Source organism: Microcystis sp. CS-574, assembly GCF_028329095.1.
In the GTDB taxonomy this organism is placed as follows: domain Bacteria; phylum Cyanobacteriota; class Cyanobacteriia; order Cyanobacteriales; family Microcystaceae; genus Microcystis; species Microcystis ichthyoblabe_A.
Genome location: NZ_JAQMSY010000026.1, coordinates 1 through 15128, shown reverse-complemented (window position 1 = coordinate 15128; position 15128 = coordinate 1). Strand labels below are relative to the sequence as shown.

The 15128-nt window shown below is 41.1% G+C and carries 18 protein-coding genes and 2 pseudogenes; 14 read left to right on the top strand and 6 right to left on the bottom strand.

The window, feature by feature from the left end; genetic code table 11:
* Positions 1–120, bottom strand: a pseudogene (locus tag PN470_RS02125) (ISNCY family transposase); the annotation flags it as partial.
* Positions 121–419: 299 nt separating this feature from the next.
* On the opposite strand from PN470_RS02125, the gene PN470_RS02120 reads away from it, so the two are divergent.
* The 3 genes and pseudogenes from PN470_RS02120 (at position 420) to PN470_RS02110 (ending at position 1655) form a co-directional block, all read left to right on the top strand.
* Positions 420–791: a hypothetical protein gene (locus tag PN470_RS02120; RefSeq protein WP_271935524.1), complete on the top strand. Its 372-nt coding sequence runs from the start codon at positions 420–422 to the stop codon at positions 789–791.
* Positions 792–875: 84 nt separating this feature from the next.
* Positions 876–1121: pseudogene (locus tag PN470_RS02115) on the top strand (pentapeptide repeat-containing protein); the annotation flags it as partial.
* Between the two features lie 66 nt (positions 1122–1187).
* On the top strand, positions 1188–1655 hold the full coding sequence (locus tag PN470_RS02110; protein WP_042790339.1) for an aspartyl protease family protein: 468 nt from the start codon (positions 1188–1190) through the stop codon (positions 1653–1655).
* On the opposite strand, the gene PN470_RS02105 is transcribed toward PN470_RS02110, so the two are convergent.
* Positions 1650–3311 carry a M14 family metallopeptidase gene (locus PN470_RS02105; RefSeq protein WP_271935523.1) on the bottom strand — a complete coding sequence of 554 codons (1662 nt, stop codon included), beginning with the start codon at positions 3309–3311 and terminating at the stop codon, positions 1650–1652. The genes PN470_RS02110 and PN470_RS02105 overlap by 6 nt on opposite strands.
* 70 nt (positions 3312–3381) lie before the next feature.
* Here PN470_RS02105 and PN470_RS02100 point away from each other — a divergent pair, with 70 nt between their 5' ends.
* Positions 3382–3594, top strand: coding sequence for a hypothetical protein (locus PN470_RS02100; protein ID WP_002751038.1), 213 nt, complete (start codon positions 3382–3384; stop codon positions 3592–3594).
* Here PN470_RS02100 and PN470_RS02095 read toward each other — a convergent pair.
* Together PN470_RS02095 and PN470_RS02090 are read right to left on the bottom strand one after the other, a co-directional pair.
* Positions 3591–4337, bottom strand: a complete 747-nt coding sequence (locus PN470_RS02095) for a circadian clock KaiB family protein (protein WP_123231316.1) — start codon at positions 4335–4337, stop codon at positions 3591–3593. The two genes, PN470_RS02100 and PN470_RS02095, sit on opposite strands and share 4 nt — an antisense overlap.
* A gap of 90 nt (positions 4338–4427) precedes the next feature.
* The gene (locus tag PN470_RS02090) at positions 4428–5699 is read right to left on the bottom strand and encodes a type IV pilus twitching motility protein PilT (RefSeq protein ID WP_272103513.1); all 1272 of its coding nucleotides are present in this window, start codon (positions 5697–5699) and stop codon (positions 4428–4430) included.
* Positions 5700–5980: 281 nt separating this feature from the next.
* Here PN470_RS02090 and PN470_RS02085 point away from each other — a divergent pair, with 281 nt between their 5' ends.
* Both PN470_RS02085 and PN470_RS02080 read left to right on the top strand, forming a co-directional pair.
* Entirely contained in the window at positions 5981–6946 is a 966-nt protein-coding gene (locus PN470_RS02085; RefSeq protein ID WP_238406037.1) for a hypothetical protein, read from the top strand.
* Positions 6943–7353: a PIN domain-containing protein gene (locus PN470_RS02080; RefSeq protein WP_103112496.1), complete on the top strand. Its 411-nt coding sequence runs from the start codon at positions 6943–6945 to the stop codon at positions 7351–7353. The genes PN470_RS02085 and PN470_RS02080 overlap by 4 nt, the downstream gene beginning before the upstream one ends.
* On the opposite strand, the gene PN470_RS02075 is transcribed toward PN470_RS02080, so the two are convergent.
* Positions 7354–8412: a potassium channel family protein gene (locus PN470_RS02075; protein WP_193979016.1), complete on the bottom strand. Its 1059-nt coding sequence runs from the start codon at positions 8410–8412 to the stop codon at positions 7354–7356. It abuts the gene before it with no gap.
* Positions 8413–8538: 126 nt separating this feature from the next.
* Here PN470_RS02075 and PN470_RS02070 point away from each other — a divergent pair, with 126 nt between their 5' ends.
* From PN470_RS02070 to PN470_RS02055, 4 genes are all read left to right on the top strand, one after another.
* On the top strand, positions 8539–9822 hold the full coding sequence (locus PN470_RS02070) for an aspartate aminotransferase family protein (protein WP_272103510.1): 1284 nt from the start codon (positions 8539–8541) through the stop codon (positions 9820–9822).
* A gap of 239 nt (positions 9823–10061) precedes the next feature.
* Positions 10062–10757 (top strand): Uma2 family endonuclease, encoded by a 696-nt coding sequence (locus tag PN470_RS02065; RefSeq protein WP_271935517.1) that lies wholly within the window; start codon positions 10062–10064, stop codon positions 10755–10757.
* 3 nt (positions 10758–10760) lie between these two features.
* On the top strand, positions 10761–10973 hold the full coding sequence (locus tag PN470_RS02060) for a hypothetical protein (RefSeq protein ID WP_002751022.1): 213 nt from the start codon (positions 10761–10763) through the stop codon (positions 10971–10973).
* Between the two features lie 228 nt (positions 10974–11201).
* Positions 11202–11621 carry a hypothetical protein gene (locus tag PN470_RS02055; protein ID WP_271935515.1) on the top strand — a complete coding sequence of 140 codons (420 nt, stop codon included), beginning with the start codon at positions 11202–11204 and terminating at the stop codon, positions 11619–11621.
* Positions 11622–11983: 362 nt separating this feature from the next.
* Here PN470_RS02055 and PN470_RS02050 read toward each other — a convergent pair whose 3' ends face one another.
* Positions 11984–12460, bottom strand: a complete 477-nt coding sequence (locus PN470_RS02050; protein ID WP_271935513.1) for a pyroglutamyl-peptidase I family protein — start codon at positions 12458–12460, stop codon at positions 11984–11986.
* Positions 12461–12567: 107 nt separating this feature from the next.
* On the opposite strand from PN470_RS02050, the gene PN470_RS02045 reads away from it, so the two are divergent.
* The 4 genes from PN470_RS02045 to PN470_RS02030 form a co-directional block, all read left to right on the top strand.
* Complete coding sequence (locus PN470_RS02045) at positions 12568–13623, top strand: metallophosphoesterase family protein (protein ID WP_069475215.1); 1056 nt, start codon at positions 12568–12570, stop codon at positions 13621–13623.
* Positions 13624–13638: 15 nt separating this feature from the next.
* Positions 13639–14526 (top strand): ParA family protein, encoded by an 888-nt coding sequence (locus tag PN470_RS02040; protein ID WP_002773921.1) that lies wholly within the window; start codon positions 13639–13641, stop codon positions 14524–14526.
* Positions 14527–14538: 12 nt separating this feature from the next.
* The gene (locus tag PN470_RS02035) at positions 14539–14883 is read left to right on the top strand and encodes a TIGR03792 family protein (RefSeq protein ID WP_103112502.1); all 345 of its coding nucleotides are present in this window, start codon (positions 14539–14541) and stop codon (positions 14881–14883) included.
* A 123-nt stretch (positions 14884–15006) separates the two neighbouring features.
* Positions 15007–15128 (top strand): GDP-mannose 4,6-dehydratase (locus PN470_RS02030; RefSeq protein WP_271935526.1); only part of this gene is annotated, 122 nt, incomplete at its 3' end.

Genomic DNA, 15128 nt, shown 5'->3' with positions numbered 1-15128 from the left:
TAATGAGAACCACAATTAGGACAGGGGAATAGAGGTGAAGGGGGGATTTTGTTCGGTGCTAGACTGATATTTCAGTAAGCCAGACAGAAGCCAGAAAAAGATATTTATCAGAAAAGTCATGATCAAGCTAGAGGTTTAAAGACTGATCGGGTTCCAATTATTTTTATTCATAAATATTTTACACAATTCATACCAGGTAAGCAAGAGAGCTACGCCACTACTACCGAATCATTACCCTAATATTTTAGACTAAATCCAGTTATTAAAAACTGATTATCTATCCCCCCTTTTGCCTTTTGCCTTTTGCCTATTGCCTATCCTGATATGTTACCTATCCTCAACGGATTTAGTATTAGACGGTGTGGCGATGGAAGACTTGTGGCTCTTCTAGGTTCTGTGTGATCAGTTTAACTTACAATATGATCGATCGATCTTTGTGTCCTTTGTGTCTTTGTGGTTCGTTCCACCCCCTCGCTCTTGAGAAATGTATCTTAGAATACATTTTACCCACCAAACCTAGGAGAGCCGACTTGTTGGAGGAGTTGCTGCAAATTAAAACCAGTAAGGAACAATTAACTTTTTCTGTTTATAAATTAGTTAAAACCCTAAATCATCCTGAAGTTTATGCGGGAGTAGCCATGGTTATTATTGAGCAAATCAGTAAATTATATAGTGATATTGCTGCCGCCTATGACACCCAATTATCATCATTAGAACCAGCAGTTAATCCTAGGTTTACCGCCGTTAATAATGCTGTCAACAACGAGGAAGATAATTCCTTGGGTGGTTAATAGCCTAGAAAATCATCTAGAGGCGGAGAGAATGCAAAAATTAATGTTTGCCGCCTATAAAAAATGTTGAGAAAATGATCGTATCGAGCTAATCTTAGTCAAGCTAATTTTCAAGCGGCAAGAATGAATCATGCTGACTTAAGAAAGGCTAATCTTTCAGGAGTTAATCTTAGGGAAGCGGATTTAATCGATGTTTTCTTTGCTAGAGCAAATCTCACCAGTGCTGATTTAAGTAATGCCAATCTAACTGGTGCCGAGTTAATGAGTGCTAATCTGATGGGAGTTAACTTCTGCGGTGCAATTGTGCCGGATGGCTGGATTAATAATTAAAATTACTAGACAGTTTTTTTGGCAGTTATTCTGGTATAATTTAGGGGTAGAATTGAGGGTAGTATTATGGTTGATCCAGCAATTATTACAGAAGATATGGGCAAAATCTACACCAGCATTACAGTTATCAATCGCGCCGATCAAATTTTAGCAGCAGCGGCTGTAATCTCTCCCGATCAAATTCGCTCTCTTACCCTAGAAAATGTCTTGGTGGATACGGGAGCAACCACTCTTTGTCTGGTGCCGGAAGTAATCTCCAGCTTGGGTTTACAGCTTTTAAAAGAAGTAGATGTGGCTACGGCTAAAGGGATAGGAAAAGCGAGAATTTTTCGCGATGCTACCTTGATTATTGCGGGACGAGAAGGGACTTTTGAATGTTTGGAATTACCCGGAGGTCAAAACAATTTATTAGGAGTAATTCCTTTAGAAGCTTTGGGATTAGAACCAGATCTTCGCAGCCAAAAACTACGAGTTTTACCCACGGAATCTAACGAGACTTATTTAACAATTTTATCGAACCAAATAGCTCTATAAAATTACTTTTTGTCTAACTTTTCCTGCTCTTTCAGCTATAGCGATAACCTCGATTTCTTGACCAGAAACTCCCTTAATTACCCATTCCACCGTACAGCGATAATCTAAACCGTGAGCGAGACTACTATATACTTTATTTGATCGCCCTTCTAAGTGACCGATTTCCTGCTCTAATTTTCCCACTATTAAACTCACCTCATCGGCCAAATTTAACTTGACTTGAATAGGACGAACGATCTTTCTTTCCAGTGCCTTTTTACTGGTATAAGTGGGTAAAAATCCCTGATTTTCTAACTGTAAAACCAGATGATAAATACCATTGCCCTCCGACTTAAGATCAAGACGAGAGATAGCTAAAAGAGGTGACATTAAAGCATGGGCAATAGTAAACTGACATTGTTTCTCACATAAATCCGGTAAATACTTTTCTGGGGCATTTTGCCAGACATTTTTAAAGTCCCAACCGCCAATTTCCACCTCTCCCAATTGGGGATGATCAAAACTTTGCCAATTAATAAAGCCCTTTCCCGCTAAATTCTCATCATTCCAATGCTGTAATTTCAATTCATCTTCAAAAGGATGCCAGCGAAACCATTGAATATAATCATCTTTTTTCACCCCTGCTTGGGTGGGTGCATCCCATAACTCCACCGTAAAACCATACCAACCAAAATGATCGTAGCCGTAATCATCCATGGCACCGTTAGTCACTTCTTTGGGATGATAACGAAAATCGTGATAGACAGAAACGCATTCATAACCAGTCATTGCTTTTCCCTTATCGGCAATATATTTATACATTTCTAAGTCTTCCACGGGGAAATATTCATCGGGATGGGTGCTATAGGGACGCAACATGACTGCTGAATAGGTATGATAGGTAACGAAGCCATTAATATTGGTGTTATTTGCCCAAAATTCGGCTTCCGCACGGGTTTCTGGCTCCGAAAAGGGAAAATCTCCGGCCCCCTTTTGTTCCCCTTCAGGAACCCAATAAACAGGATAATTGCGGTTAAAATCCAGGCCTTCTAGGGTGGGGGCAGTGGTAAAATTATAGCCATCGTAATCGCGGATTAAACCTTCGGTGAGCAAAGTGTAAAAAGTTCCCTCAAATTCCTCCGGTTCGCGACGCTCCATAATGCGAGGATCTTGGTCAGAAATTTTCCAAGCGCCACAGGTGTCTTTTTGGCGCATTTGTAAGATTAAACCATCGCCGTTAATATCTTCAGGATATAGCCCCGGTTTCTCATCCGTGTGGGGATAGGGGCGAATACTCGATCGTAACATATAGGGAGTGGTGAGATATTTTTCCGCTCCATCCACGGCTAATCGCGGCAAAATATAGACAGTGTAATGGTCAAGAAGTCTGGTAATTTGGGAATTATGACCGTATTGGCGCAAAAGATGAGCGATAGTGTAGAGAGCGACGGCAGAGCCTGTTACTTCCCCCGCATGGGTGTTAGCATCGATCCAATAGGCAGGTTTTTCTAAATAATGGCCTGTGGCTTGATTTGTTAGGGTAGTTAACCAGATATCTCGATTTTCATAGCTTTTACCGATCGAGGTGAGGCTAATTAAATTAGGATAGGATGAAGCTAGGTTTTTCAGGAAAGAAACTAATTCGGTGTAGGGGTAATAGTGGCTAAAATCAAACATAATCTTCTGCAACTAAAAAAAGGAGTCTTGGGTTAATTTGACAAAATATAGGATAATAACAGTAAAAACTATGGATAGTCAGGATATTGCTCGCTATATTGAAGAAACTAACGGTATTTCTAAGCCTTGGCTGTTGGTGCAATTGCGTCTCAAAAAACTGCAAGAACGTCGCGCTAGTCTTTCCCAACAGGAATATATCCAAGAATTGGATGATATTCAGCAAGACTTAATGAAATTGGGCGAATGGTGGCGAGGAATCGAGTCAGAAGTCTTTAAACCCTAAGCGGTGGCGATAATCTGTAATACTCGCGGTAAATCCTCAAATTCGCCGATGATGCGTTTCACCGGTTGCGGCCAAACCCGGACTAAAGTGGGAATAGCAGAGACATGATTAGATTCCGCTTGTTCTGGATGCTTAGAGATATCGATCACTTTCAGGGTATAGGGATGGTGTAATTCTCGCTCTAGAAGCTGATGGATCGATTCTAGGGTGTGTTTAGTATTGGCATTATTGCCGGAGACAAATAACCGCAAAACATAACCCTTGGGACTAGGATTACTATAGTCAGAGTCAGCATTAATCCCTGAAGTGGTTGGGTGGCGCTCCTGATAACGGAGAATCAGATCGTGGGATTGCCAAAGTTGGGGAAACTGCTGACGATAGGTTTCTAAGATAGTGGGATTAGAGGATTGTTCCTGCCAGGGTACAGTAAACCAAGCTCGATCGTCCGTGGCGAAAATAGCATTTAATAAAGGCTGATAGCGACGGACAAGGGGATAGACTTCGGCTCTAGTATGAATACGGTGACTGTAGGGATCTCGCCAGCGATCGATGGTAGCAGTAAAACTAGGAACTAAAAAATGGGGGGGTTCTGGCAACCCTAAAGCGGACTGGAGAGCAGCGCAGAGATTCAGATGCCAATGAGTTTGTTTATCAGGATCGATACAGTAAATTAGATCGCCCCCGGGGGTAAACAGGGCGATGCCTTTAAAAATATCGGGCAACACAATCGTGGAAGTGATCACTTGAGGGGTTCCCCTAGAGAATAAGTAGGAGCTTCTATTTTTCTAGCCTACTAAACTCTTGATCCCTGAAGGATTTCCTTCAGGGTTTTTCTAGATTCTACCCCGCAGCATCATGGCCATTTCATTGGGAACCGGGGACATTTCCAGGGCGACCTCATCGCTAATCCGTCCCTCTTGATAGAGGTTAAACAGAGATTGATTAGTGGTAATCATGCCGTGGTATTCGCCGTCTCTCATTAATTCGATAATTTCGTCATTTTTGCCGCTGCAAATGTAATCTTTGACGGTTTCTGTGTTGACGAGAATATCGTGAAAAGCCGTCCGTTTACCATCGGTGGTGCGACATAAACCCTGGGAAATAATACAAACTAGGGATTCTGCGATCGCCACCCGCGTCGATTCCCGTTCCTCGGCGCTATAAAGAGTTAAAATCCGGTCAAGGGTTTTTACAGCGCTGTTGGTGTGCAGGGTTCCCAGGACTAAGTGACCGGTTTGGGCAGCTTTCAGGGCAGTATTAACGGTGGCTTTGTCCCGCATCTCCCCCACCAGAATAATATCTGGGTCTTCCCGCAAACAGGCTTTTAGGGCATTATCGAACTCATGGGTGTGTATTCCCACTTCCCGTTGTTTGATCAAACTGCGACGACTTTTATGGACAAATTCGAGCGGGTCTTCGATGGTGATAATATGTTTGGCGTGTTCTTCATTGATGTAATCGATCATGGCTGCTAGGGTGGTGGATTTCCCTGAACCCGTCGGACCGGTGATTAAAATCAATCCCTTCTGCACATCGCACACATCCCGAAACACTATCGGTAGGCCCAATTGTTCCATCGTGGGGATTTTCATGGGAATCAGACGCAAAACCATCCCCGGACCGCGCAGACTTTCAAAGATATTAATCCGCGCTCTAGCGAATTGGTACTGAGTCGCACCGTCAAATTCTAGGTCTTTTTTAAAGCGAAGGATTTCTTCTTCACCGAGGATTTCGCGTAACCAACTATAAAAAGTGTTGATGTCAATTTCAGGATAGTCGAGAATAATCATTTCGCCACGATCCCGCATCCGGGGTTGTTCTCCAACCCCGAGGTGAACGTCCGAATAACCCCGCTCAAAGGCAATCCGAACCAAATACTCTAAGGTGGGTTGATTGGAAGCGCGACTTTGGGGAGAACGTGGTGGCGATATTTGACCATTTTGTGGCATATTAGGCACTTTTTTGGCCTGCGTCGCCACCTTTTCCGTCATTTCTTGATTTATCTCTGGTGTGGTTCCTTTGATTAACTCCGAGGGAGGTATCGGGATGGAGGGAACCGGCAGCGGCTGCAGTGATCGCGAGGAAGAATTGGGATTTTGACTCATTTTTGAACTCTCAAAAATTAATTATGCCAGAACTCTATAGTACAAATTATCTAAGTAAGCTGCAAGGCTGATAGATTGAGGATTAAGGAGCCAGTAGTTTCCAAGTCAGTATTCAGGCTCTCTTGGATTTGGTGGGTAAAGTATATTCTAAGATACATTCCTCCTAGCGAGGGGGTGGAACGAACCACAAAGACACAAAGGACACAAAGATTGATCGATCCGATGTAAGTTAAACTTATCACACAGAACCTAGAAGAGCCGTTTTAGGAGAGGTAAATATGATGAATAGTCTGCAAACTTCAGTCGAACGGGAAAATTTAGGACAATTTTTGTTAGAAAATCTGCAAGATATTACAGATAAACTCGATCAAATTGTCACCGATTCTGATCGGATAATACTGGATAATTTACTACAAGAAACTAAGATTTTAGTTGAGCAAGTTAAAGATAACTCTAAAACTTATCAAGCAAGAGCCGATATATTTTGTCAAATTGATGAATTATGGTTTCAGGTATGGGAACAATATAAGAATGAGGTTTCGGCACTGGAATTAATCCAATATATAGACCAATTTACTAATCAAATTACTGCCTATAATCAATTATTTATCGGCCTTGCTCAGATCAATGAGGGAAAGACTGGTGAGGAAAAAGCCGATTTAATCAGAGTGGTGGAAGGTTCACTCCTTCTCTCGGAAACGATAGATGTGTTTATTGATATGTTTGCCGATTCAGAACTAGAGCAAATTTACCAGGGAGCTAAAAATGCTCTATCGGTTTCTAATCGTACTATAACCGAATATTTACAAGATACTGAAACATCCGATTTAGTCACCCAATTGAGAGCTTATAGTAGTTTAATAATTTTCAGAATTCAAGAGCGATTTAATCCTAAGAATGTATCCTCAGAAACTACTTCTCATTCCCTAACAGATGATTTAAGCGATCTTGATCCTTGGACAAGAAACTTAGTGGGGGTTGTCGATTTAGAAACTGAAAAATCTTCGTCTGAAAACTGGTTAGATAATCTTTCTGGATCAATTTCTGATCAGGAGGTTTTTGAGAAAGCATTAGAATATGGGCGTGTTTTTCGTCAGAATGTATCCTCAGAAACTACCTCTCATTCCCTAACAGATGACTTAAGCGATCTTGATCCTTGGACAAGAAACTTAGTGGGGGTTGTTGATTTAGGATCAGAAGACCCAAAAGAATCGTATATTGATTATTTAGTGGAGAAGTATCGGTGAAACGAGTCTTATTCGACAGTGATGTATTGCTAGATGTTTTGGGTAAGCGTGAACCACATTTTCCAGCATCTGTACAAGCATTCAATACAGTTAAGACAGGTAAAACTCAAGGATATATTTCTGGTCATGCCGTCACTAATATTTATTATATTTTGTCTAAACAAAACGGAAGGGAAAGCTCAAGAAAATTGGTGATAAGTCTTCTAGAGAATTTGCAAGTTGCTAGGGTGACAGATGCAATAATTAGGCAAGCATTGGCAAGTCAGATGAAAGATTTTGAAGATGCCGTTACCAGTGCCGTTGCTGAATCAGAAAAGCTAGAAATAATCATAACGCGAAACCTAAGAGATTTTGCCGCTTCCCCTGTTCCCGCAATGGTACCAGCCGATTTTTTATCGATTCTTTAACTAATGTTTCGGTAAACGTAAACCATCCGATCGCATAGGGATTAAAATCTGAGTTAAACTGCGTAATTGTTCGGCCGTTCCCATACAAATTAACAGATCCCCGGCCATTAATTCCGTATCGCCGGTCGGTCCCCCGATTAGCGTACCATCAGCGCGACGTATTGCCAAAACTAAGGCCCCCGATCGAGATCTTAAATGTGCTTGACTAAGACTTAAACCCACACAGGGACAAGTCCTCGGATCGATTAAAAATTCCTCCATATAAAACGATCGATCGGTTCCAGTTAAAATACCATCGACAAAATCCATCACCTGCGGTCGTAGGGCTGCGGCTGCTAATCTTCTGCCGCCGGTAATATAGGGAGATACTACCGCATCGGCCCCGGCCCGTTGTAATTTTTGTACTGCTTCCTCGGTACTGGCCCTAGCAATAGCACGAATTTTCGGATTAAGAGTTTTAGCAGACAAAACTGTATATAAATTCTCCGCATCGGAAGTTAAAGCGGCCACAATACAAATAGCGCGTTCAATTCCTGCCATTTGTAAAGATTTATCTAAGGTGGCATCTCCTTGAACAACAATATAATTTAATTCTTTGGCCCGATTTACCTGTAGGGGGTCTGTATCAATAACTACAAAAGGAATATTTTCTGCGTAAAATTCGATCGCTACCTGTCTGCCTGTGCGACCCAAACCACAGATGATATAATGTTCCGATAGTCGATCGATCAAGCGTTTCTCCTGTCTCTGTTTGAGTCCCTCTTGAAAATAGCCTTGAATTAAAGCTTCGGTCAAGCGATTAACAATATAACCGATGCTGACTACTCCCATGATAATCAAAACCATCGTGAATAGTCGTCCCCGTTCACCTAGGGGATTAATTTCGCCAAAACCGACGGTAGCGAGGGTACTAATCGTCATATAGGCCGAATCTAGCCAACTCCAACCCTCGATCAGATGATACCAAAACGTACCCAGCAAAAACACCACGACCAGGGCAAAAATTCCCCCGATTAATTCCTGACGCAGACGACGATATTTATCTTCACTGATAGACAAGCAAAATTCACCCCTAACACTGTCTAGTAACTTACAATGAAATCAGTTTTTAATCTAAATAACCCGTCCTTCTCAGACGGATTTGATTATAATCTCCCCTATGTCTAATCGCGCAGGAGTTCCCCAGTGAGTCCAAAAACCCTTTTAGAACCAACCCTAGTTGATCCCACTCCCAATTTAAACCCGAATCAACCCTTCGATCCAGATAGTTTTAACAGCTATGTGATGAATACTTATGGTCGTTTTCCCATTGCGATCGCCAAAGGGTTAGGCTGTCTCCTCTGGGATACTTCCGGGAAACAATACCTTGATTTTGTCGCGGGAATTGCCACCTGTACCCTCGGTCACGCGCACCCTGCTTTAATTGAAGTGGTTAGTCAGCAAATCCAAAAACTCCATCATGTCTCGAATTTATACTATATTCCCGAACAAGGAGAACTAGCTAAATGGATTGTCGATCATTCCTGCGCTGATAAAGTCTTTTTCTGTAATTCTGGTGCGGAAGCGAACGAAGCGGCGATTAAATTAGTACGAAAATATGCCCATACGGTGCTAGATTTCCTCGAACAGCCGGTTATTTTAACCGCTCACGCTAGTTTTCACGGTCGGACTTTAGCTACCATCACCGCAACCGGTCAACCGAAGTACCAAAAAGACTTTGAACCCCTGATGCCGGGGTTTGCCTATATTCCCTATAATGATATCGAAGCGGTGGAAAATGCGATCGCTGATCTCGATGAGGGTAATCGTCGGGTGGCTGCGATTATGTTGGAACCGCTGCAGGGTGAAGGGGGAGTTCGTCCGGGGGATATCGAATATTTCCAACGTTTACGGCAAATTTGCGACGAAAATAACATTTTGCTTGTCTTTGATGAGGTACAGGTGGGAGTCGGAAGAACCGGTAAACTCTGGGGTTATGAGAATTTAGGAGTGGAACCGGATATTTTCACTTCTGCTAAGGGTTTAGCGGGTGGTATTCCCATCGGTGCGATGATGTGCAGAAAATTCTGTGATGTCTTTGAACCGGGTAGTCATGCGAGTACCTTTGGAGGTAATCCTTTCGCTTGTGCCTCAGCTTTAACAGTATTACAAACCATTGAACGGGATCATCTTCTCGAAAATGTCCAGCAGCGAGGGGAACAGTTACGCAGCCGTTTACGCGTGATTGCTTCTCAATATCCCCATCTATTTGTCGATGTGCGCGGTTGGGGTTTAATTAATGGTCTGGAAATTAATTCAGAAAGTGAGTTGGTTTCATCTACTATTGTTAATGCAGCCTTGGCAGAGGGTTTATTAATTGCTCCCGCAGGTCCGAAAGTTCTCCGTTTTGTACCGCCTTTAATTGTCTCGGAAACAGAAGTAGATGAGGCGATGGATAAGCTGGAAGCAGCCATCGCTAAAGTGGTTTAATTTCAGTTATCAGTTATCAGTTATCAGATGTAAGTTTTAAGTTGACAGTTTCCAGAACGTAGGTTAGGTTGAAGCATGAAACCCAACGCCTGCATAGTTTACGCTACCGCTAACCCATCCTACAAATAATTGTGCCTCCCTACTTATCAGTCAATTATTTTTGAGCTTTATCCCCCCTAACTGTCACCTTTTCACTGGACTAGGGGAGGATAAATCTACTGTTGTTCGGGGCAAATAAAATGATCACTTCTGAACCTATTTATTCTCTCCCTAAAACCCCTCCTTTAGAAAATGGTGATCAACTAAGTCGCCAGGAATTTGAGCGTCGTTATCAGAACTTTTCTGAAGTAAAAAAAGCCGAATTAATTGAAGGGATAGTTTATATGTCTTCTCCTGTACGAGTGCAGAGTCATGGAGAACCTCATTCTGATATTTTAACTTGGTTAGGGGTCTATAAAGCCGCCACAATTGGGGTAATGTCTGCGGATAATACTACAGTGCGTCTGGACGCAGATAATGAGGTACAACCGGATGCTTTACTAAGAATTAAAATTGCTGGACAATCAACTATTAGTGACGATGATTATATCGAAGGTGCGCCGGAATTAATCGTAGAAATCGCCGCTTCTACTGCTTCCTATGATCTCCACAATAAATGGCGAGTTTATCGTCGTAATCAAGTGCAAGAATATCTTGTTTGGCGAGTTTATGAACGTCAATTAGATTGGTTCCGATTAAATGCTGGAGAATATATTAAACTTGAACCCGATAGTCAAGAGATAATTTACTCGCAGGTTTTCCCCGGTCTTTGGTTAGATGTTAATGCTTTATTAGCGGGTAACTTGGGACAGGTTTTGACTGTTTTACAGCAAGGTTTAGCCAGTCAAGAACATCAAGATTTTCTGAAAATATTATCTCAAAAAACTGATAACTGATTTATGTGGCATCCTGACGCTTATCAAGCTTTAATTGCCGAAGATTATCCTCAAGTTGCGGCAATCTACGAGGAACTAATCGATAACAATCCCGAAAATATTTCTGACTATTGGTACTTGGGAGTTGCCTATCTTTTGCAAAATTTAGAAGCAGAAGCGCAGGTAATGTGGCAAAATGTTTTAAGAGGAGGTAATCCAGAAAAAGTCAAGCAATAGCAAGCAGAATTAGAAGCAGTTTTAGATACAGAAGCGCGACGACAACAAAGAAAAGGTGATCTGGCAGCTGTAGAATATTTTCGCTATCATCTACAGGAAATTGTTCCCAAGTCAATTAATAATTTATTAGCTTTATTCGACTTAGCTTTAGATTTAGAAATATTCGATCCAGAAGAACTACTTAATTATCCTATTCAAGACAATCTCAGATATAATCCTAATCGAGAATTGCTTTTAAATGTAGTTCTCAAAATTCTTTTATATCCCCACGAATTAACTTTAGATTTAGCTCAAGCAAGTTTACCCTATCTAGAGGAATTAGCTGATAGTTTGATCCCGCAAGCTTTTCAGATAGCGGCACGAGTCACCAACGAGCAACAAAGTCCCACTTTTGGAGTAGAAATTATTAAACTTTGTCTGCAATTAAGACAAAATGATCTGAGTCTTTTAGAACAGTTAGTTAACCTCTATATTTTAGCCGAAGACTTTGATAATTCTTTGATAACTGCCTATCAATTGCGAGAAATTTGTCTAACCCCAACCCTAAAGTTATACAGTAATTATCTAATTTTATTAATACTTTTGCTCTGGGGAGTTTGGCAAGAAATTGATAGTATTTATCAAGAATATCATAATTTATTACACTAATTAACCCGTCAGAAAAATATCACTTTAGAACCGATTATTAAAACTAGCTTTCTCAATGTTTCTAGTCCCCTACCCTACCTAGGCGATCGAGCTTTAGCCAATCGACAATTAACTAATCGCGTCGTTGAGGAATGTTAGCGAAGATTCCCAATGTTTAGGTTAAAATAGAGGGGCAAAAGTTGCAACTGGTTCAAGCCAATGATAGTAGGATCACCCCTCTACAGCAAAGAAGAATTTGCTCGACGTGGCAATGAGATTTATTAGACTCAGGTGCGCTCTCAAGTCGAGGAGGGCAATTATGGCAAAATACCAGTATATCCTTTTTCCTTTTTCCCTTGAAACTTACTCTCGAATTATATGAGCTAACGGCTAAGGGTGATAATTTTCTGAAAATCCCTTTGAATAATAGCAAAATTTTTATCAGTTAAAAGCGGCACATGAATGAATAAGGCTCTCGGATGATATTTTAAGACTTGAAAATATAATTCTTCGCAGACAAACTGACCGGCATTATCGCTGATATAACTATAGTTAAGGTTTTTAATTAAATCTGGCAAGGGAACTGGTGTCAATAACTTTTTTGTACTACTCCTAGCCTGAGATTCTAAACTTAAACGATAACGACTTTCCGCCATGCCACAACAAATAACTAAATCGTTTTTTTTGTCTTGAATAGCTTTGATAACTCGTTCACTGGCTCGATGAGTATTAACGGGAAGTTGACGCAAAAATAAAAGATTTTTTGGACAATTATCTTGAATAGATACTAACAAATCATCGGAGGAATTACTCCGATGATGGCATAACCAAGGCGCAAAAGAAGTTAAGAGAATTGTCAAGTTATCTCCTGATAGTTAATTGGGATAATCAACAAAAAAGCGATCGAAGGGACAAAAATTGCTACACTAACTGACATGACCTCAATTAAAGACGAGATTGATATTCTATGCAACGCCGTAAATTTTTGCTTATTAGTGGCAGTTTAGGCGGTTTTAGCTTGGCAGCTTGCGCTCATCAGATTTTACAGCCTGTTACTTCCAAAAATCCCCCTGAGTCGGCTGTTAAACAAGCACAAAAGGCGAAAAAAGTCAAGATAATCGTGATTAGTGACCTTAATAGTCAATACGGTTCCACTACTTACGATCCCGAAATCGATCGAGCTATCCCTTTAATTATCAATCATAAACCCGATCTGGTTCTCTGTGGTGGCGACATGGTGGCAGGACAAAAAAGCAGCTTGACAGAGGCAGCAATTAACGCTATGTGGTCGGCCTTTGATCACCATATCGCCGCGCCCCTGCGAGCTGCTAAAATACCCTTTGGTTTTACCATCGGTAATCATGACGCTTCTGGAGCTTTATCCGCAGGAAAATTTATCTATGCTAAGGAGAGAAAACTAGCCCAAGATTATTGGCAAAACCCCCAACATAATACAAGTTTAAATTTTATCGATAAAACTGGCTTTCCTTTTTATTATACTTTCACTCAAAATGGTATATTCTATCTAGTTTGGGATGCCTCCACTCATTTAATCTCTCGGAAACAACTAAATTGGGCGGCAAAAAACTTGAGTAGTAGCGACGCTAAAAATGCTAAAATGCGGCTAGTAATCGGTCATTTACCCCTCTACGGTATTGCCGTGGGCAGAAATCGACCGGGGGATTATTTAGCCGATGCCGAGCAATTAAGAGCGTTTTTAGAGGCTCATCAGGTGCATACTTATATTAGTGGCCATGCTCACGCTTACTATCCGGGTAAACGGGGGCAGTTACAATTATTACACGCAGGAGCTTTAGGCAGTGGACCGCGACGGTTATTGAAGAGTGAACAAGCACCCAGAAAAACCCTAACAATTGTCGATATTAATCCCCATCAACAGGAGACAGTTTACACTACCTACGACATGAAAACCCAAGAAGCGATCGATATTACCAGTTTACCTCCTCTGATTATGGCTCCCAATGGGCAAGTTTTACGTCGAGATATTCCATCGGTTAACTAGAAAGGAATTCCCATAATGGCCACTGTCATCAGCACCGTTAATATGAAAGGAGGAGTAGGAAAAACTACCCTTACCGTCAATCTTGCCACCTGTTTAGCTAAATTTCAGCAAAAACGAGTCCTTGTCCTCGATTTAGATGCTCAAATCAGTGCGACTCTTAGTTTAATGTCCCCCCATGAATTTGCTCAACTGCGTCGCAAAAAACGCACTTTAAGCTATTTATTAGAAGCAATTATCAAACCCAATCCCTACAATAAATTAACTATTGATGATATTATTGTCCCTTCAGTCTGTGAAATTCAAGGCTTAGATCTACTGCCAGGAGACATCGAGCTTTATGATGAATATGTCGTCTCAGAAACCCTGCACCATCAAGCAATTTTACAGGAAGATTTAGGCTTTGATCATGCTTGGAATAACCTAGAAAGAGTCTTAATTCAAAAAATCATTGACCCTATTCAAGACCGTTACGATTATATTATCATGGACTGCGCTCCGGGCTATAATCTTTTAACTCGTAGTGGTCTATGTAGCAGTCATTTTTATTTACTACCCGCCCGTCCCGAACCTTTATCAATTGTTGGCATTCAGCTATTAGAAAGAAGAATAGTTAAACTGAAAGCTAGTCATCAAGAAACCGAACCGATTAACCCCGGTTTACTCGGTATAGTTTTTATTCTTTCCGGTGGTGGTTTACTCAGTCGCTACTATAATCAAGTCATGCGCCGGGTACAACAGGATTTTCAAGCCCATCAAATTTTTGCTAATGCGATTCCTATGGATGTTAATGTAGCTAAAGCTGTGGATATGTTCGTGCCTGTGGTGGCAGCCATGCCCTCTTCTAGTGGTTCTAAAGCTTTTATGAAACTCACAGAAGAATTCTTGATCAAAACCAAAAAATAGGAGATAATTACTATGGTCATTGAGTGGTTAGAATTTCAAGTTAAACCCGAAGCGCGAGAAAAATTTATCCAAAAAGATCAAGAAATTTGGACAAAGTTTTTAGCAAAACAAGCGGGTTTTTTAGGTAAAGAAATTTGGATTAATCCCGCCATCGAGGAACAATTAATTATCGTTGTCCATTGGCAAACAGAAGAACAGTGGAAAGCTATCTCCAAAAATTTACTTGATGACACCGAAGCAAAATTTTCCCTAGCCATGGGAAAAGATAATTATCAATTAACCAAAGTCAAGGAATTTCAAGTCAGAAAATTTCGAGAAAATTGTCAGAACCATTTAGAATCTATGCAGCCTGGATAAAAAATAAATTCATCTTTTTGTCCCCTGTCAACCTAGCCAAACTTGTCCCCAGTGACTAAAGTGTGCTATAAGCAGTCAGACTCTTTATATGGTCTTTATTCTTTCCGATTAGGTAAATTACTGATGACTGAAGCTAAACGCGCCCTAATTACCGGCATCACCGGTCAAGATGGTTCCTATCTAAGCGAATTATTATTAGAAAAAGGCTATGAAGTCCACGGTATCATCCGTCGTACTTCAACTTT